General features: G+C 62.3%; 16 protein-coding genes. 11 read left to right on the top strand and 5 right to left on the bottom strand.

The window, feature by feature from the left end; translation table 11 throughout:
• Positions 1 to 16: 16 nt before the first annotated feature.
• Positions 17 to 682, top strand: coding sequence for a fumarylacetoacetate hydrolase family protein (locus AC1M7R_RS12490; protein ID WP_072431770.1), 666 nt, complete (start codon positions 17 to 19; stop codon positions 680 to 682).
• Between the two features lie 80 nt (positions 683 to 762).
• Here the strand turns inward: AC1M7R_RS12490 and AC1M7R_RS12485 are convergent, their stop codons facing one another.
• Positions 763 to 1656 carry an FAD-dependent oxidoreductase gene (locus AC1M7R_RS12485; protein WP_207956647.1) on the bottom strand — a complete coding sequence of 298 codons (894 nt, stop codon included), beginning with the start codon at positions 1654 to 1656 and terminating at the stop codon, positions 763 to 765.
• Positions 1657 to 2319: 663 nt separating this feature from the next.
• Here AC1M7R_RS12485 and AC1M7R_RS12480 point away from each other — a divergent pair.
• Together AC1M7R_RS12480 and AC1M7R_RS12475 are read left to right on the top strand one after the other, a co-directional pair.
• A complete protein-coding gene (locus AC1M7R_RS12480; protein ID WP_072397702.1) occupies positions 2320 to 3240 on the top strand; it encodes an SdiA-regulated domain-containing protein in 921 nt (306 codons plus the stop codon).
• Between the two features lie 122 nt (positions 3241 to 3362).
• The gene (locus AC1M7R_RS12475) at positions 3363 to 4280 is read left to right on the top strand and encodes an SdiA-regulated domain-containing protein (RefSeq protein ID WP_072397701.1); all 918 of its coding nucleotides are present in this window, start codon (positions 3363 to 3365) and stop codon (positions 4278 to 4280) included.
• Between the two features lie 82 nt (positions 4281 to 4362).
• On the opposite strand, the gene rpiA is transcribed toward AC1M7R_RS12475, so the two are convergent.
• Positions 4363 to 5034, bottom strand: a complete 672-nt coding sequence (rpiA, locus tag AC1M7R_RS12470; RefSeq protein ID WP_072397700.1) for a ribose-5-phosphate isomerase RpiA — start codon at positions 5032 to 5034, stop codon at positions 4363 to 4365.
• A gap of 137 nt (positions 5035 to 5171) precedes the next feature.
• Between rpiA and ilvA the strand changes: the two genes are divergently transcribed.
• Together ilvA and AC1M7R_RS12460 are read left to right on the top strand one after the other, a co-directional pair.
• The gene (ilvA, locus tag AC1M7R_RS12465; protein ID WP_072397699.1) at positions 5172 to 6686 is read left to right on the top strand and encodes a threonine ammonia-lyase, biosynthetic; all 1515 of its coding nucleotides are present in this window, start codon (positions 5172 to 5174) and stop codon (positions 6684 to 6686) included.
• 38 nt (positions 6687 to 6724) lie between these two features.
• On the top strand, positions 6725 to 7153 hold the full coding sequence (locus AC1M7R_RS12460) for a DUF2269 family protein (RefSeq protein ID WP_072397698.1): 429 nt from the start codon (positions 6725 to 6727) through the stop codon (positions 7151 to 7153).
• 105 nt (positions 7154 to 7258) lie between these two features.
• Here the strand turns inward: AC1M7R_RS12460 and AC1M7R_RS12455 are convergent, their stop codons facing one another.
• The gene (locus AC1M7R_RS12455) at positions 7259 to 7915 is read right to left on the bottom strand and encodes a histidinol-phosphatase (RefSeq protein WP_072397697.1); all 657 of its coding nucleotides are present in this window, start codon (positions 7913 to 7915) and stop codon (positions 7259 to 7261) included.
• 156 nt (positions 7916 to 8071) lie between these two features.
• On the opposite strand from AC1M7R_RS12455, the gene AC1M7R_RS12450 reads away from it, so the two are divergent.
• Positions 8072 to 8551 (top strand): RNA pyrophosphohydrolase, encoded by a 480-nt coding sequence (locus tag AC1M7R_RS12450; RefSeq protein ID WP_053148065.1) that lies wholly within the window; start codon positions 8072 to 8074, stop codon positions 8549 to 8551.
• A gap of 22 nt (positions 8552 to 8573) precedes the next feature.
• The gene (ptsP, locus tag AC1M7R_RS12445) at positions 8574 to 10853 is read left to right on the top strand and encodes a phosphoenolpyruvate--protein phosphotransferase (protein ID WP_072397696.1); all 2280 of its coding nucleotides are present in this window, start codon (positions 8574 to 8576) and stop codon (positions 10851 to 10853) included.
• A 217-nt stretch (positions 10854 to 11070) separates the two neighbouring features.
• Here the strand turns inward: ptsP and AC1M7R_RS12440 are convergent, their stop codons facing one another.
• Positions 11071 to 11817: an NRDE family protein gene (locus AC1M7R_RS12440; RefSeq protein ID WP_072397695.1), complete on the bottom strand. Its 747-nt coding sequence runs from the start codon at positions 11815 to 11817 to the stop codon at positions 11071 to 11073.
• 153 nt (positions 11818 to 11970) lie between these two features.
• Between AC1M7R_RS12440 and AC1M7R_RS12435 the strand changes: the two genes are divergently transcribed.
• The 3 genes from AC1M7R_RS12435 (at position 11971) to AC1M7R_RS12425 (ending at position 14650) form a co-directional block, all read left to right on the top strand.
• The gene (locus AC1M7R_RS12435) at positions 11971 to 12753 is read left to right on the top strand and encodes a sulfite exporter TauE/SafE family protein (RefSeq protein ID WP_072397777.1); all 783 of its coding nucleotides are present in this window, start codon (positions 11971 to 11973) and stop codon (positions 12751 to 12753) included.
• Between the two features lie 68 nt (positions 12754 to 12821).
• Complete coding sequence (gene lgt / locus AC1M7R_RS12430) at positions 12822 to 13631, top strand: prolipoprotein diacylglyceryl transferase (RefSeq protein WP_072397694.1); 810 nt, start codon at positions 12822 to 12824, stop codon at positions 13629 to 13631.
• A gap of 47 nt (positions 13632 to 13678) precedes the next feature.
• A complete protein-coding gene (locus AC1M7R_RS12425) occupies positions 13679 to 14650 on the top strand; it encodes a thymidylate synthase (RefSeq protein WP_072397693.1) in 972 nt (323 codons plus the stop codon).
• Positions 14651 to 14748: 98 nt separating this feature from the next.
• Here AC1M7R_RS12425 and cadR read toward each other — a convergent pair whose 3' ends face one another.
• On the bottom strand, positions 14749 to 15195 hold the full coding sequence (cadR, locus tag AC1M7R_RS12420) for a Cd(II)/Pb(II)-responsive transcriptional regulator (protein ID WP_072397692.1): 447 nt from the start codon (positions 15193 to 15195) through the stop codon (positions 14749 to 14751).
• 84 nt (positions 15196 to 15279) lie between these two features.
• Here cadR and AC1M7R_RS12415 point away from each other — a divergent pair, with 84 nt between their 5' ends.
• Positions 15280 to 17511 (top strand): heavy metal translocating P-type ATPase, encoded by a 2232-nt coding sequence (locus AC1M7R_RS12415; protein WP_072397691.1) that lies wholly within the window; start codon positions 15280 to 15282, stop codon positions 17509 to 17511.
• Positions 17512 to 17592: the final 81 nt, after the last annotated feature.

Raw genomic sequence — 17592 nt, 5'->3', positions numbered from 1 at the left:
GAACCAGGAGTCGGTAATGAGCTATCAGCACCAGTATGTCGACGGTACCCGCATTCATTTCCCGGTAGGGAAAGTGGTGTGCATTGGCCGTAACTATGCCGAACACGCCAAGGAGCTGGACAACCCGGTCCCTACGGAACCCCTGCTGTTCATCAAGCCGGGCAGTTGCGTGGTGCCACTGGAAGGCGGCTTCAGCATCCCTGTCGAACGCGGCTCGGTGCACTACGAAGCGGAAATCGCCGTGCTGATCGGCAAGCCATTGTCCACCCGGCCGAGCGTCGAGGAAGTACTGGACGCCATCTCCGGCTTCGCCCCCGCCCTGGACCTGACCCTTCGGGACAAGCAGGCCGAGCTCAAGGCCAAGGGCCTGCCATGGGAAATCGCCAAATCCTTCGACGGCGCGGCGGTGATCGCCCCGTTCGTGTCCAACGCCACCTTCGTCGACCTGACCGACATTCCCGTGCGCCTGACTATCAATGGTCAAGTGCGCCAGGATGGCAACAGCAGCATGATGCTCAACCCCATCGTGCCGATGATCCAGCACATGGCCGGCTGCTTCTCGCTGCAGGCCGGCGACGTGATCCTCACCGGCACCCCGGCGGGCGTCGGCCCGTTGAACGTGGGTGACGAGCTGGTGCTGGAGCTGCCGGGCGCTTGCCGCTTCGAAAGCAGCGTCCGCTGAGAGCCATTCGACTGGCAGGGGCTGGCTCGCCAGCGCCCTGCAGAAGGTCGTTTCTTCCAATCTGAAGCCGACTCAACGCTTCAGCAGCGCATCCTCGAAACATATGCCGCCACCTGCTCGACCACGGCTATTGCATCAGCGTAATCCGGCTCGTCGTTGCTGTTATCGAAGCTTCCTGCATCGTCCATGTTCTGGATCAATACGCCATCGCGACGAGGCATGACCAGGAAGTCCTGCGCCCGCAGCCCATACCTGACTTCGGGTTGCGGTACCAGGCGCACTGTCTGTCCACGCACAGGAATTATCGTGTGGTCGTTGAACAACAGCTTCGCGCCATACCCTGTCGCGTTGATCAACGTGTCTTCGGGCAACACCAGGAGTTCATCCGGATGGGTAAACTCCTGGATTTTTATCTGGCCTCCCGCGTCCAGGAAATCAGTCATCAGCGAGCTGGCGTAAGACGTGATGTTGAACATCAAGCTCGTCCATCCACGCGCGTAAGGCGCAGGAAACGGATGGCTTCCAGGTGGCAGCTCCACTTGAGGGGGCAAGAACTTCCTGGCGAACTCCGCATATTCGGGCTCCCGGGCATCTTTTGTTCGCGCCGGCTTTTCCTCGGACGAGAATGGAACATCGGACAACCTGTAGCCATTGACCCACTCGATCGAGCTGCCAGGCAGTTGCGCCACACGTTGGAATTGGCTGAATGAAGCATCCGCCATCTCGTTCCAGCGCGACGCCCAAGCCGGGCCATGCTGGACGTCGCAGAACCGGGAATCGGGCGACCATATTCCCGTGGCGCCCATGGACGGTACCCCGGGAGGAAGGGCCTTGGCATAGATGCAGACAGATAGACCCGCTTGCTGGGCCAATAGCGCAGAGGTCAGGCCAAGCGGGCCGCAACCGATGACGCCGAGAGCGCGAAGCGTTTCTCGGCCGGCCGAGGCGGCGTATGCCAGGCGTAGCGCCTGCATGCTCGATCCCCAGCTCAGTGACCAGCCACAACCGCCATGGCCATAGTTATGAACGATGAGTTTCGACCCCAGCTGTTGCGCCTCGATACGCGGCCCGGCATGACGGAAAGGCCGTGCACAAGCGTATACTCCGGCTATCCGGCCCAGGTGCGCGTTGATCGGCCTGAGCTCTTCACAAGCTGGGGGAGCGGCGGGAAAGAGCGGTCGGGGCCCCTGTGTCTGAAGCTGCCTGCAGCTCAGCAGTATTGAAGTTGAAGCCAGAGCCAACGTCCCACCCAGAACAAATCGGCGTCGATTCACACATCATCCCTGTTTTTGATCGATATTGATGGTGCCTGGATCGGCAGGCTAGGTTAGCTGCTCCCCTCACTCAACGACTTTTGAATTGCATGATGTGTAGCCAGGGGCGCTCCGCACATCCCTTGACCATCAGGTTGAGGCGTCCGCGACAAACGCTGCCATCGCGCACTGATCGTCTGACGAAACACCGTGGGCAAAACCGCTGGCGAAAAAAAACACACTGACGAACGGCTGGATCACAAGGCATTGCCGCCATTTACCGTTTTTTTCACATCCTATCTGGATAATTCCTGGGCTTGCGGCGTCTGAGCCGGTCCCAATCGTGGTATTACCCTCAGCCTGAATTCTGGAATACACCTCTCGATGGCCACCCCACCAATGCCCGCCCTTAAAGTTGCCCGCCGCCCGCGCTTTCTCACCGGCTGGTATGTCTGGCCTTTGCTGGCCGCCGTCGCGTATGGCCTGGCATTCGCGATGCATTGGGACGATCGCGGCATGTTGTGGCTGTCGGAACATTTCAAGAGTCCGGCCCAGCGCCAGGACAGCATCTGGCTACCCGACTACCGCGCGGTGATCGATGCCAAGCCATTGCCGGGCATGGAGAAGGACGAAGCGTCCGACCTGACCTATAACCCGCAGACCAAGACCCTGTTCGCCGTCATGGGCAAGAACCCGTTCCTGGTGGAGCTGACGCTGCAGGGTGAGGTGTTGCGCAAGATGCCACTGGTGGGCTGGAACAATCCCGAAGGTGTGTCATTCATGGGCAATGGACTGCTGGCCATTACCGATGAGCGCTCGCATTCGCTGTCGATCGTCCAGGTCGATGCGAATACGCGCGAGCTGAACATCGCCGACTTTCCCCAGTACGACCTCGGCCCATCGGAAAACCAGAACAAGGGATTCGAGGCGGTGGCCTGGGACCCACGCAACCAGCAACTGGTACTGGGCGAGGAACGTCCAGCGGCGTTATTCATCTGGAAAAGCAACGGCAGCCAGTTGCTCAAGGGCGATAAACAGATCCATGCCAGCGATGAACTGGACCTGCGCAACCTGTCGGCCCTGGCGATAGACCCGCGCACTGGCCATACGCTGGTGCTGTCGTCCGACTCGCATTTGTTGCTGGAGCTGGATGAGAAAGGCCAGCAGGTCAGCTTCATGACCCTGCTGGGCGGTTTCAACGGGCTGAAGGATACGGTCCCTCGCGCCGAGGGCGTGACCCTGGATGAAGCCGGCAATCTGTACATGGTCAGCGAGCCGAACCTGTTCTATCGTTTCGAGAAATAAGCTGATCGGCCAGCTCTGTAAGGTAATTCGTCCTTCGCTGTAGGGTGTGGCACACCGCCATTAAGCTTCAGTTCAGGCAGGCGTGATATTTCAACCCCCTGTTCTTATCCGAGCCCACCCTCATGCGCCGACTTGCCCGTCCCAAGCCCTTGATTCTGATGCTGCTGGCGATCGCCCTGATCGTCCTGATCGCAGCGGGTCAATACCTGCGTCTGTTCGAGCGCGCCTGGTTCAACCTCAACACTTTCTGGCAGCCCACCAGCGAGCAAGCCATCGGCCTCGACCAATACCGCGTCACCCTGGAAGCACAGGTGATCGAAGGGCTGGATGACGATGTCTCGGCACTGACGTTCGATCCGGTCCGCAAGAGCCTGTTCACGGTTACCAACAACAACGCCGAGCTGATCGAACTGTCCCTGGACGGCAAAATCCTGCGGCGCATGGCGCTGATCGGTTTCGGCGACCCGGAGGCGGTGGAGTTCATCAGCGAAAACACCTACGTCATCAGTGACGAGCGCCAGCAGCGCCTGATCAAGATCCACCTGGACGAAGACACCAGGTTCCTCGATGCCGCCGATGCGGAGCAGATGACCCTTGGCGTGCACATGAGCGGTAACAAGGGATTCGAAGGACTGGCTTATGACTCGGTGGGCAAGCGGCTGTTCGTGGCGAAGGAACGCGACCCGATGCTGATTTATGAAGTCCAGGGGTTCCCTCATCACAAACCAGAAAAGTCCTACGCAGTTCACGTCATCAATAACCCCAAGCGCGATGCCGGGCTGTTCGTGCGCGATCTCTCGAGCCTGCAATACGATGAGCGCAGCGGCCATTTGCTGGCGCTGTCCGATGAGTCGCGACTGATCATCGAGCTGGATATCGACGGTCGCCCGCTGAGCACGCTGTCCTTGAGCAAGGGTCGCCAGGGCCTGCAAAAGACCGTGCCCCAGGCCGAGGGCGTTGCCATGGACGACGACGGCAACCTCTATGTGGTGAGCGAGCCGAACCTGTTCTACGTATTCAAGAAGCCGCAGCCCGATTGACAGGAATCGAAATGCTGTGGCGAAGGGATTAGCGAAACGTCGCATCTCCCCTCGTCACGACAGCGCCAGTCACACCATCGGATCAGGCCTTGAGGGTCTTCACACCTTCCGGCGTTCCCAGCAACAGCACATCCGCCGGCCGCGCGGCGAACAGACCGTTGGTGACGACGCCGACGATGGCGTTGATCTGGCGCTCAAGCTCAACCGGCTGGGTGATCTGCAGGTTGTGGACATCCAGGATGATGTTGCCGTTATCGGTCAGCACACCCTCGCGATACACCGGATCGCCACCGAGCTTGACCAGTTGGCGGGCCACATGGCTGCGGGCCATCGGGATGACTTCCACTGGCAACGGAAATGCGCCGAGCACCGGCACCAGCTTGCTGGCATCGGCGATGCAGATGAAGGTCCTGGCCACGGCCGCGACGATTTTCTCGCGCGTCAGCGCCGCGCCGCCACCCTTGATCAGGTTCAGGTGCGCGTCGCTTTCGTCGGCGCCATCGACGTAGAACTCCAGGTCGCTCACCGTATTGAGCTCATACACCGGGATCCCGTGGCCCTTGAGCCGCGCGGCGGTGGCTTCGGAGCTGGCGACCGCGCCGTCGAACGCGCCCTTGTGCCGGGCCAGCGCATCGATGAAGCAATTGGCCGTGGAGCCGGTGCCGACCCCGATGATGCTCTTGTCATCCAGCTGCGGGAGGATGAGGTCGACAGCGGCCTGGGCCACGGCCTGTTTGAGTTGATCCTGGGTCATGCGGGCTCCGGAAACGGGCAGGGAGTAGAGAGGGGCGCGAGTATAACCCAACAAAACCTCGGGATTCGTGTGGTCGCCCGGCCAAAAGCCGGGTTAGACTCCTTGGCCCTGCCCAACCCGCCCAGTGATGCTTTCCGATGCTCGAACAGTACGTCAAAAAGATCCTCAACTCGCGCGTCTACGACGTGGCCGTGGAAACCCCGCTGCAGAACGCCCGCCAGCTCTCCGAACGGCTGGGCAACAGCATCTGGCTCAAGCGCGAAGACCTGCAACCGGTGTTCTCGTTCAAGATTCGCGGGGCCTACAACAAGCTGACCCAACTCAGCGACGAGGAACGCGCCCGCGGCGTGGTCACGGCTTCGGCGGGCAACCATGCCCAAGGCCTGGCCCTGGCAGCCAAGGTACTGGGCGTGAAGGCCACCATCGTGATGCCCAAGACCACGCCGGAAATCAAGGTCGAAGGCGTGCGCTCCCGTGGCGGCCGGGTGGTGCTGCATGGCGACTCGTTCCCCGAGGCCCTGGCCTATTCGTTGAAACTGGTCGATGAAAAAGGCTACGTCTACATTCATCCTTATGACGATCCCCACACCATTGCCGGGCAGGGCACCGTGGCCATGGAGATCCTGCGCCAGCACCCGGCGCCCCTGGATGCGATATTCGTCCCGGTGGGGGGTGGCGGGTTGATCGCCGGTATCGCGGCCTACGTGAAATACCTGCGGCCGGACATCAGGATCATCGGCGTCGAGCCGGACGATTCCAACTGCCTGCAGGCCGCCATGGCTGCCGGCGAACGCGTGGTACTGCCCAGCGTCGGACTGTTTGCCGACGGTGTCGCCGTGGCGCAGATCGGCCAGCACACCTTCGATATCTGCAAGCATCACGTGGACGAAGTGATCACCGTCAGCACCGACGAGATCTGTGCCGCCATCAAGGATATCTATGACGATACCCGCTCGATCACCGAGCCGGCCGGGGCGCTGGGCGTAGCGGGAATCAAGAAGTACGTCGAATCGCGCGGCATCAGCGGGCAGACCCTGATCGCCATCGAATCCGGCGCCAACATCAACTTCGATCGCCTGCGCCACGTGGCCGAGCGCGCCGAGCTGGGCGAAGGCCGGGAGGCGATCATCGCGGTCACCATTCCCGAACAACCGGGCAGCTTCAAGGCATTCTGCGAAGCCATCGGCAAGCGCCAGATCACCGAATTCAACTACCGCTACAACACCGGCAGCGAAGCGCACATTTTCGTCGGCGTGCAGACGCATCCGGAAAACGATCCGCGCAGCGCCCTGATCGCCAGTCTGACCGAGCAGGGTTTCCCGGTACTGGACCTCACCGACAACGAATTGGCCAAGTTGCACATCCGCCATATGGTGGGCGGGCACGCGGCCCATGTCATCGACGAAATGGTACTGCGCTTCGAGTTTCCGGAGCGACCGGGCGCGCTGTTCAACTTCCTCAACAAACTGGGCGGGCGCTGGAACATCTCGATGTTCCACTACCGCAACCATGGCGCAGCGGATGGCCGGGTCGTCGCAGGGCTGCAAGTGCCTCATGACGAACGTCATCTGGTCCCCGCCGCCCTGGAGGCGATCGGCTATCCATTCTGGGACGAGAGCGACAACCCGGCCTATCAGCTGTTTCTCGGCTGAAGGGCTACGCTCAAAGGCAAGCCATAAGGAAGCGAACGATGGAAACGTTAACCGCTCTCAAGGTCGCCCATGTCCTGGCGACGGTGTTGTTGCTGGCCGGTGCGGCGGGGCTGGCCATCTGGGTCTGGCGTGCTCGCCGTGGCGGTGATGCGACGGCGCACACCCGCACGCTGCAAAGACCGCTGGTGTTCATCTGGCTGTTGATGGGCCTGGCGCTGGCGAGCATGCCGTTCACCGGCTGGTGGATGGTGCATCAGGTGGGATGGCCGCTGGGGCAGACCTGGTTGCTGGCTTCCAGCGTGCTGTACACCGCGGCAACACTGGCCGGGTTCTGGCTGTTGGTGCGGTTGAACAGGTTGCGCACGCTGCCGGCGGCGGGCAATGGCAAATTCACCCTGGCCCTGGCGCTGTTCAGCGTCGTCTGTTTTATCGCCATTGCGGGGTTGATGGGAGCCAAGCCGGTTTAAGGTCTTGGACCGTGTCGCTTTCATCGCGAGCCAGCTCGCTCCCACAGAGGTTGCATGATCGACGCAAATCCCCTGTGGGAGCGAGCTGGCTCGCGATAGCCATTTTCAGCCGCGCAGCGAAATCACCGGCCAGCCACGCTTCTCGGCCTCGGCCCTGAGGTTCGGGTCCGGATCCACCGCCACCGGATTCGTGACTACCTCCAGCAGCGGCAAGTCATTCATCGAATCGCTATAGAAATAGCTGTTCTGCAGGGAATGCCCGGTTTCTTCCAGCCAACGGTTGAGGCGCGTCACCTTGCCCTCGCGAAAGCAGGGTATGTCAGTGCTGCGCCCGCTGTAGCGGCCGTCGATCATTTCACATTCGGTGGCGATCAGGGTCTCGACTCCCAGGCGCTCGGCAATCGGCGCGGTGACGAAACGGTTGGTGGCGGTGATGATCACCAGCTTGTCGCCGGCTGCACGGTGCTTTTCCAGCAATTCGATGGCCTGTGGCAATACGATCGGCTCGATGCAGTCGCGCATGTAGTCGAGATGCCATTGTGCCAGCACCTCCATTTCGGTGCGCCCGAGGATCTCCAGGCAGAAATTCAGGTACTCGGCGTTGTCGAGCTTGCCGGCCAGGTAATCCTGATAGAACGCATCATTGCGCGCCTTGTACGTCACGGCATCCAGGAAGCCGCGTTCACACAGGTAATCGCCCCAGGCGTGGTCGCTGTCGCCGCCCAGCAGCGTGTTGTCCAAGTCGAATAAAGCCAGCCGCATTGCAGTTACTCGCTGAAAATTCTGAAGAAAGGTGCCCAGAATACGGACTTTTCACAAGAGTGCACATAAGCTAGGCGACGTGTGTGGTCTGGCTCGTTGCTGCTTTCACAACCTTTGTGGAACAATGCGGCGACATGCGTTTGCGAGGTTGTTGCCGTGATCGATCCCGATGGTTTCCGACCCAATGTGGGGATCATTCTTACGAATGATGCAGGGCAGGTGCTATGGGCTCGCCGTATCAATCAAGACGCCTGGCAGTTTCCTCAAGGTGGAATCAACCCCCAGGAGACGCCGGAAGAAGCCTTGTACCGCGAGTTGAACGAAGAAGTGGGGCTGGAGCGTGAAGATGTCGAAATTCTCGCCTGCACCCGTGGCTGGTTGCGCTATCGTTTGCCGCAACGCCTGGTCAGGACGCACAGCCAGCCGCTGTGCATCGGCCAGAAACAGAAATGGTTTCTCCTGCGCCTGCTCTCCAACGAGCAGCGGGTGCGGATGGATTTGACCGGTAAACCGGAGTTCGATGGCTGGCGCTGGGTCAGTTATTGGTATCCGTTGGGCCAGGTGGTGACATTCAAGCGCGAGGTGTACCGACGCGCCCTCAAAGAGCTTGCCCCGCGCCTGCTGACGCGCGACTGACGACGGAGTTCGACCCCGAGCCATGCTCAATACGCTGCGCAAGATCGTCCAGGAAGTCAACGCCGCCAAGGATCTCAAAGCGGCGTTGGGGATTATTGTGTTGCGCGTCAAAGAGGCCATGGGCAGCCAGGTCTGCTCGGTCTATCTGCTGGACCCCGAGACCAACCGTTTCGTGCTGATGGCCACCGAGGGCTTGAACAAGCGCTCCATCGGCAAGGTCAGCATGGCGCCCAACGAAGGTCTGGTCGGCCTGGTCGGCACGCGCGAAGAGCCCCTGAACCTCGAAAACGCCGCGGACCACCCGCGCTATCGCTACTTCGCCGAAACCGGAGAGGAGCGCTACGCCTCGTTCCTCGGGGCACCGATCATTCACCACCGCCGTGTCGTCGGCGTACTGGTCATCCAGCAAAAGGAGCGTCGCCAGTTCGACGAAGGCGAAGAAGCCTTCCTCGTGACCATGAGCGCGCAACTGGCCGGGGTTATCGCCCATGCCGAGGCCACCGGTTCGATCAGCGGCCTGGGACGCCAGGGCAAGGGCATCCAGGAAGCCAAGTTCGTCGGCGTGCCGGGCTCGCCGGGCGCGGCGGTGGGTACCGCGGTGGTCATGCTGCCGCCTGCCGACCTCGACGTCGTGCCGGACAAGGCCATCAGTGACATCAATGCCGAACTGGCGCTGTTCAAGACTGCCATCGAAGGCGTGCGGGCCGACATGCGGGCCCTCTCGGCCAAGCTGGCGACTCAGCTGCGTCCGGAAGAGCGCGCGCTGTTCGACGTCTACCTGATGATGCTCGACGACGCCTCGCTGGGCAGCGAGGTGACCACGGTCATCAAGACCGGCCAATGGGCCCAGGGCGCGTTGCGCCAGGTGGTGACCGACCACGTCAACCGTTTCGAACTGATGGACGACGCCTACCTGCGTGAGCGCGCTTCCGACGTCAAGGACCTCGGCCGCCGGTTGCTCGCCTACCTGCAGCAGGAACGCCAGCAGACCCTGGTCTACCCGGACAACACCATCCTGGTCAGCGAGGAGCTGACCCCGGCCATGCTCGGCGAGGTGCCCGAGGGCAAGCTGGCGGGGCTGGTGTCGGTATTGGGCTCGGGCAACTCCCACGTGGCGATCCTGGCCCGTGCCATGGGCATCCCGACGGTGATGGGCCTGGTGGACCTGCCGTATTCCAAGGTCGACGGCATCCAGATGATCGTCGATGGCTACCATGGCGAGGTCTACACCAACCCCAGCGAAGTGCTGCGCAAGCAGTTCTCCGATGTGGTGGAGGAAGAAAAGCAACTGTCCCTGGGCCTGGATGCGCTGCGGGACCTGCCTTGCGTGACGCTCGACGGCCATCGCATGCCGCTGTGGGTCAACACCGGCCTGCTGGCCGACGTGGCCCGGGCGCAGAAGCGCGGCGCCGAGGGTGTGGGCCTGTACCGCACCGAAGTCCCCTTCATGATCAACCAGCGCTTCCCCAGCGAAAAGGAACAACTGGCGATCTACCGTGAACAGCTGGCCGCATTCCACCCGCAACCGGTGACCATGCGCAGCCTGGACATCGGCGGCGACAAGTCCCTGTCCTACTTCCCCATCAAGGAAGACAACCCGTTCCTGGGCTGGCGCGGCATCCGCGTGACCCTCGACCACCCGGAGATCTTCCTGGTCCAGGCCCGCGCCATGCTCAAGGCCAGCGAAGGCCTGAACAACCTGCGCATCCTGTTGCCAATGATCTCCGGCACCCATGAACTGGAAGAAGCCCTGCACCTGATCCACCGGGCCTGGGGCGAAGTCCGCGACGAAGGCACCGATGTGCCGATGCCTCCGGTCGGCGTGATGATCGAGATCCCGGCGGCGGTGTACCAGACCAAGGAGCTGGCGCGGCAGGTGGACTTCCTGTCGGTGGGCTCCAACGACCTGACCCAGTACCTGCTGGCGGTGGACCGCAACAACCCGCGGGTAGCCGACCTTTACGACTATCTGCATCCGGCCGTGCTGCAGGCCCTGCAGAACGTGGTGCGCGACGCCCATGCCGAAGGCAAGCCGGTGAGCATCTGCGGTGAAATGGCCGGGGATCCGGCGGCAGCGGTGCTGCTCATGGCGATGGGTTTCGACAGCCTGTCAATGAACGCCACCAACCTGCCAAAAGTGAAATGGATGCTGCGCCAGATCAACCTCAGCAAGGCCCAGGAACTGCTGGCGGAAGTGATGACCATCGACAATCCGCAAGTAATTCACAGCTCCTTGCAACTGGCGCTGAAGAACCTTGGGCTGGCGCGGATGATCAATCCGGCTTCGAACAAGACCCTCTGATCCTGCGGCGCTCCTGTCGCGAGCAAGCTCGCTCCCACAGTGATCTCGGTTGTTCACAGCGTTTGTGTTCACTGACGATCTACTGTGGGGGCGAGCTTGCTCGCGATGAGGCCAGCAATGACACGGCAAACTAGACTCTGTACGAAAAAGTCTTGAGAAGAAGGTCAGGCAGTGTTCAACGCAGCATGAACGAGTATCAAGGCTTTTCGTACAGAGCCTAGACCTTGAGCTCCACCTCCCCCAGATGCCCCCCATGCGGCCCGAAACTGCGCTCGACCAGGTGTCGGGTTCCATCGGCATGGACAATCAACGCCGTGCTCGCTCGCGTCCCGTAGGCGGGGCTGGCAATGAACACACTGGACAGCAACGTCTCGGTCGCCAGCCCCACGCCCGTGTCGGGCAAGTCAGCCACCGGTGCGGGCTGCGGGTCGTTCAGCAGAGCCAGCAATGACTCGGGCCGCGGATCGTCCAACACCTCGGCCAGCGCGGCGCGGGCCTTGAGCAACTTGGGCCAGGGCGTGTTCAGCCCGGCGTTCGACAAGCCATAGACCCCCTCGGCCAAGCGTTGTGGCCGGGCATCGCGAGCATTGTGATGCCACAGCTCGGAGCCGTCGCCGAGCAACAGGTTGAACCCGCCATATTCGCCAGCGCGAGGGACGATTTCGCTGAAGTATTCGGCAATCGAGAGATGCCCGGTCAGGAACCGCGCCACCAGTTCACCCCGCGACTTGAACGCCGGCATCTGGCCCGGGTCGCGGATATTGGTCAAGGCCGCGAAACGGCCACCGGCAGCCACGCCGAGCCAGGTGCCTCCAGCCTCCAGGTCACGGCCAGCATGGACCTGCGGCGCGTCAGGCCACTGGGCCAGGGGCAAGGTCGGCCGGGCGTAGAACTCGTCGCGGTTGGCCGCCACGATCAGCGGCTGGGCATGCCCAGGTCGCCAGGCAAATACGATCAAGCACATCAGGTTGTCCCGTTAAAAAATGAACCGAACACTCCGCTTTCGTGGATCACTTTACCCACACAATCGGCCGGCATCCATCGCCTTCAGTGGAGCCGGGGGCCACGGATCCGTTACCATGCCGCTCTTGTTTGGGGGATGGGCGGGGAGACGCCGGTGGAATTTGTGCTCTATCTGCTGCTCGGCGCCTGCGCCGGCGTGCTGGCCGGGCTGTTCGGCGTGGGTGGCGGGATCATCATAGTCCCGGTACTGGTGTTCAGTTTCACCTTGCAGGGCTTCGATCCGCAGGTGTTGACGCACCTGGCCGTCGGTACATCCCTGGCGTCGATCATCTTCACCTCGGTCAATGCCGTGCGTGAGCACCAGCGCAAAGGCGCGGTGCGCTGGCCGATCTTCGCCTGGATGACCGTCGGGATCCTGATGGGCGCCGGTTTCGGCGCGATCACCGCCGAGGCGATTGCCGGCCCGCACCTGCAGAAAATCATCGGCGTGTTCGCCCTGGTCGTCGCCGCGCAGTTGGGCCTGGATCTCAAGCCCAAGGCCAGCCGTACGGTACCGGGCAAGGCCGGGCTGACCCTGGCAGGCACCGTGATCGGCTGGGCTTCGGCGATCTTCGGCATTGGCGGCGGCTCGCTGACCGTCCCTTTCCTGACCTGGCGCAGCGTGCCGATGCAGCAGGCGGTCGCGACATCGTCGGCGTGCGGCTTGCCGATCGCCCTGGCCAGCGCATTGAGTTTCATGATTCTTGGCTGGCAAGATCCCTTGTTGCCGGCCCATAGTCTGGGCTTTGTCTACCTGCCGGCCTTACTGGGCATCGCCCTGACCAGCATGGTTTTCGCCCGTATCGGCGCGCGCCTGGCCCACCGCCTGTCGCCGCGCCTGCTCAAGCGAATGTTCGCCGCCTTGCTGTTCTGCGTGGGGCTGAGTTTCCTGTTCTGACGCAATACTGGCTTAATCCCGGGATGCCAGCCTCCCCCGGGCATTTTTGACGTTTACGAGGAATATCCATGCTGCCTTACCCGCAGATCGATCCGGTGGCCCTGGCCATCGGTCCGCTGAAAATCCACTGGTACGGCCTGATGTACCTGATCGGCATCGGCGGTGCCTGGCTGCTGGCATCGCGTCGGCTGAACCGTTTCGATCCCACCTGGAACAAGGAAAAACTGTCCGACCTGGTGTTCTGGTTGTCCATGGGTGTGATCGTCGGCGGACGCCTGGGCTACGTGCTGTTCTACGACCTGAGTGCCTACCTGGCCAACCCGACGTTGATCTTCGAGGTCTGGAAAGGCGGCATGTCGTTCCACGGCGGCTTCATCGGCGTGATGCTGGCAGCGCTCTGGTTCGGCAAGCGCAACAATAAATCGTTCTTCGAACTGATGGATTTCGTCGCCCCCATGGTGCCCATCGGCCTGGGCGCCGGGCGCATCGGCAACTTCATCAACGCCGAATTGTGGGGCAAGCCAACCGACGTCCCGTGGGCGATGATTTTCCCGCCGTTCAGCGACCCGGCGCAGTTGCCGCGCCACCCGTCGCAGCTTTATCAGTTCGCCCTCGAAGGCGTGGCACTATTCCTCATTCTCTGGCTGTTCTCGCGCAAGCCGCGGCCGACCATGGCGGTGTCGGGCATGTTTGCCCTGTTCTATGGCATCTTCCGCTTTATCGTTGAATTCGTCCGCGTACCGGATGCCCAGCTCGGCTACCTGGCGTGGAACTGGCTGACCATGGGCCAGGTGCTGTGCCTGCCGATGATCATCGGCGGACTGGTGCTGATCTGGCTGGCTTATCGCCGGGCGCCGGCTGCGGCCGCCAAGGTTTAAATTCGAATGCCGGAGCGCCGCTCCGGACTCAAGGACACAGGTAACACATGAAGCAATATCTCGATCTGGTGGCCAATGTCATCGAGCATGGCACCCGGCAAGCCAACCGCACGGGAGTGAACACCATCAGCCTCCCCGGCGCCATGCTGCGCTATGACCTGAAGGACGGTTTCCCGGCCATCACCACCCGCAAGCTGGCCTTCAAGTCGGCCATCGGCGAGATGTGCGGCTTCTTGCGCGGCGTGAACAACGCCGCCGAATTCCGCGCCCTGGGCTGCAAGGTCTGGGACCAGAACGCCAACGAAAATACCCAGTGGCTGGCCAACCCGTTCCGCCAGGGCGAAGACGACCTGGGCGAGATCTACGGCGTGCAATGGCGCAAGTGGCCGGCCTACAAGCAGATCCCCCTGAGCAACCCGGCGGCCATCGAGCAGACCCTGGCCCAGGGCTACCGGCGGATCGCCGAGGGTGAGGAGAACGGCCTGGCTTACGTGGTGCTGTACAAGGCCATCGACCAGGTGCGCCAGTGCGTCGACACCATCATCAAGGACCCGGGCAGCCGGCGTATCCTGTTCCATGGCTGGAACTGTGCGCAGCTCGATGAAATGGCCTTGCCGCCGTGCCACCTGCTGTACCAGTTCCACCCGAATGTCGAGACGAAGGAAATCTCCCTGACCCTCTACATCCGCTCCAACGACCTGGGCCTGGGCACGCCGTTCAACCTCACCGAGGGGGCCGCGCTGTTGAGCCTGATCGGCCGCCTGACCGGCTACACGCCACGCTGGTTCACCTACTTCATCGGTGACGCCCACGTCTACGAAAACCATCTGGACATGCTCAAGGAACAGCTCAAGCGCGAGCCGTTCCCGATGCCGAGACTGGTGATTTCCGAGCGGGTGCCGGAGTTTGCCAAGACTGGCGTTTACCAGCCTGAGTGGCTCGAACTGGTGGAGCCCGGCGATTTCTCCCTGGAAGGCTACCAGCACCATGCGCCGATGACAGCGCCGATGGCGGTCTGAGCAACGCCACCATCCCTTGCGGGAGCGAGCCTGCTCGCGATGAGGCCCTTACATTCAACCTATAGGTTGACTGCCAAGCCGCTATCGCGAGCAAAGGCTCAATGCCCATGACTCCTGCCTACATGTGAATGCTCCACTTCTGGCGCCACCGCACCGCTCACTTCCAGGCGCTGCAGGATTCCGCATTGATCCGGGTCCGGCCCTTCGCCGCAGCGATGGCGCAGGTCGATCAGTTGTGCCTGCAGCGCCAGCAGGCCATCGATACGGGCCCTGACGTGGAGGATGTGTTCATCGATCAATGCATTGACGCTTTCGCACTGGTCCTGGGGACTGTCGCGCAGGGCCAGGAGGCTGCGGATTTCCTCCAGGGTCATGTCCAGGGTGCGGCAGTTGCGAATGAACGTCAGCCGCTCGGCATGGGCCTGGGTGTAGACCCGGTAGTTGCCGTCGCTACGGGCAGGCTCAGGCAGCAAGCCTTCGCGTTCGTAATAGCGGATGGTTTCCACCTGGCAGTCGGTCATCTTCGCCAGCTCTCCGATTTTCATCCCATGCCTCCCGAATAGATGCTTGACCCTATAGTGGCTACAGGGTCTTTACTGTGCAACAGGCACTTTTCACGGACGTAACCGATGAGCGACTCCCTTCACACCCATAAGCCTGTTCACAAATCCGGCCACGGCCATGCCCATGGGCATTCCTGCTGCGCCTCGAAAGCGGCGCCGTCGGTGGTCGACCTCGGCAAAGCGCCGACAGACGGCGCGCGGCTGAGCAGTTTTCGCATCGAAGCCATGGATTGCCCCACGGAGCAGACGCTGATCCAGAACAAGCTGGGCAAGCTCGAGGGCGTGCAGCGACTGGAATTCAACCTGATCAATCGCATCCTGGGCGTGACCCACGCCCTGCCCAGCGATGCGCCGATCATCGAGGCGATCCGATCCCTGGGCATGCAGGCCGAACCACTCGCTGCAGGCCAGGACACCCCCACCCACACCCCACCCTCCCCAGCCAAGCCTTGGTGGCCGCTGGCCCTGTCCGGCCTCACCGCCCTGGGCGCCGAGGTGATTCACTTCACCAGTGCCGCGCCGAACTGGGTGGTCGCCCTGGTGGCGCTGGTGTCGATCCTCAGCGGCGGCCTGGGCACGTACAAGAAGGGCTGGATCGCCCTGAAGAACCGCAACCTGAACATCAATGCCCTGATGAGCATTGCCGTGACCGGCGCGGTGTTGATCGGGCAATGGCCGGAGGCGGCCATGGTGATGTTCCTGTTCACCGTGGCCGAGCTGATCGAGGCCAAGTCCCTGGACCGGGCACGCAACGCCATCAGTGGCCTGATGCAGATGGCCCCCGAACAGGCCACCGTGCAGCAGGTCGATGGCAGCTGGAAGGTGCAGGAGGTCAAGGCGATCGCCCTGGGTGCCCGCGTGCGAGTCCGCCCCGGTGAACGCGTGGGCCTGGACGGTGAAGTGGTGGCCGGCCGGTCCACCATCGACCAGGCGCCCATCACCGGGGAAAGCCTGCCGGTGGAAAAAACCGTCGGCGACAACGTGTTCGCCGGCACCATCAACCAGGCCGGCGAGCTGGAATACACCGTGACCGCGGCGGCCGAACACTCCACCCTGGCGCGAATCATTCACGCCGTGGAGCAGGCCCAAGGCTCACGGGCACCGACCCAGCGCTTCGTCGATCGCTTCTCGAAAATCTACACCCCGTCGGTGTTTGCCCTGGCGGTGGCGGTGGCGGTCATCCCGCCGCTGTTCATGGGCGCGACGTGGTTCGACTGGATCTATCGGGCGCTGGTGCTGCTGGTAGTGGCCTGCCCTTGCGCACTGGTGATCTCCACCCCGGTGAGTATCGTCAGCGGTCTCGCCGCCGCGGCGCGCAAAGGCATCCTGATCAAGGGCGGCGTGTACCTGGAAGGCGGTTACAAGCTGGATTACCTGGCGCTGGACAAGACCGGCACGATCACTCACGGCAAGCCGGTGCAGACCGACTATGTGGCGCTGGACCCAACGATGCAGGCCAGCGCCCCGGCCCTGGCCGCGAGCCTTGCCGCTCGCTCCGATCACCCCGTATCACGGGCCATCGCCAGCGCGGTTGTGGATAAGCAGGCATCGCCACAGTCTGTGGATAACTTCGCCGCGTTGCCGGGACGAGGTGTTCGAGGCGACATCGATGGCCGGACCTATCACTTGGGCAATCATCGCCTGGTGGAAGACCTTGGCCTGTGCTCTCCCGAGCTGGAAGAAACACTCTTCGCCCTGGAAAAACAAGGCAAGTCCGTGGTGCTGCTACTGGACGACACAGGCCCCCTGGCGTTGTTCGCCGTGGCCGACACCGTCAAGGACTCCAGCCGCGACGCGATCCGGCAGTTGCACGAACTGGGGATCAAGACCCTGATGCTCACCGGCGACAATGCCCATACCGCCGAGGCGATTGCCGGGCAAGTGGGCATGGACCGGGCCCAGGGCGACTTGTTGCCGGAGGACAAGCTCAAGGCCATCGAGGCGTTGTACGCCCAGGGTCACCGGGTCGGCATGGTGGGCGATGGCATCAACGATGCCCCGGCCCTGGCCCGGGCCGAGATCGGCTTCGCCATGGCGGCGGCCGGTACCGACACTGCCATCGAAACGGCCGATGTCGCCCTGATGGACGACGACCTGCGCAAGATCCCGGCGTTCATCCGCCTGTCGCGGCAAACCTCCGCCATCCTGAAGCAGAACATTGCCCTGGCGCTGGTGGTCAAGGCGATCTTCCTGGGGGTGACCTTCACTGGCTACGCCACCCTGTGGATGGCGGTATTCGCCGACATGGGGGTGAGTCTGCTGGTGGTGTTCAATGGGTTGCGGTTGTTGCGTAAATAAAGAACGCGGGCGCTGATTTTGCGGTCCGGCCCATCACACGTTTCGCTAGATCCCCTCACCACAGGATGGATCTCATCACCA

This window comes from Pseudomonas sp. MS01C9 (genome assembly GCF_058202755.1).
Note: the sequence above shows the minus strand (reverse complement) of the source record. Positions and strands in the feature narration are given on the sequence as shown.

Coding starts and splice junctions, on each gene's coding strand:
- AC1M7R_RS12485 (WP_207956647.1), bottom strand. CDS start 1,656: ATGCAGGCGCTACGCCTGGCATACGCCGCCTCGGCCGGCCGAGAAACG.
- AC1M7R_RS12490 (WP_072431770.1), top strand. CDS start 17: ATGAGCTATCAGCACCAGTATGTCGACGGTACCCGCATTCATTTCCCG.
- AC1M7R_RS12455 (WP_072397697.1), bottom strand. CDS start 7,915: ATGCGGCTGGCTTTATTCGACTTGGACAACACGCTGCTGGGCGGCGAC.
- ptsP (WP_072397696.1), top strand. CDS start 8,574: ATGCTCAATACGCTGCGCAAGATCGTCCAGGAAGTCAACGCCGCCAAG.
- AC1M7R_RS12460 (WP_072397698.1), top strand. CDS start 6,725: ATGGAAACGTTAACCGCTCTCAAGGTCGCCCATGTCCTGGCGACGGTG.
- ilvA (WP_072397699.1), top strand. CDS start 5,172: ATGCTCGAACAGTACGTCAAAAAGATCCTCAACTCGCGCGTCTACGAC.
- AC1M7R_RS12440 (WP_072397695.1), bottom strand. CDS start 11,817: ATGTGCTTGATCGTATTTGCCTGGCGACCTGGGCATGCCCAGCCGCTG.
- rpiA (WP_072397700.1), bottom strand. CDS start 5,034: ATGACCCAGGATCAACTCAAACAGGCCGTGGCCCAGGCCGCTGTCGAC.
- cadR (WP_072397692.1), bottom strand. CDS start 15,195: ATGAAAATCGGAGAGCTGGCGAAGATGACCGACTGCCAGGTGGAAACC.
- AC1M7R_RS12415 (WP_072397691.1), top strand. CDS start 15,280: ATGAGCGACTCCCTTCACACCCATAAGCCTGTTCACAAATCCGGCCAC.
- AC1M7R_RS12425 (WP_072397693.1), top strand. CDS start 13,679: ATGAAGCAATATCTCGATCTGGTGGCCAATGTCATCGAGCATGGCACC.
- AC1M7R_RS12480 (WP_072397702.1), top strand. CDS start 2,320: ATGGCCACCCCACCAATGCCCGCCCTTAAAGTTGCCCGCCGCCCGCGC.
- lgt (WP_072397694.1), top strand. CDS start 12,822: ATGCTGCCTTACCCGCAGATCGATCCGGTGGCCCTGGCCATCGGTCCG.
- AC1M7R_RS12475 (WP_072397701.1), top strand. CDS start 3,363: ATGCGCCGACTTGCCCGTCCCAAGCCCTTGATTCTGATGCTGCTGGCG.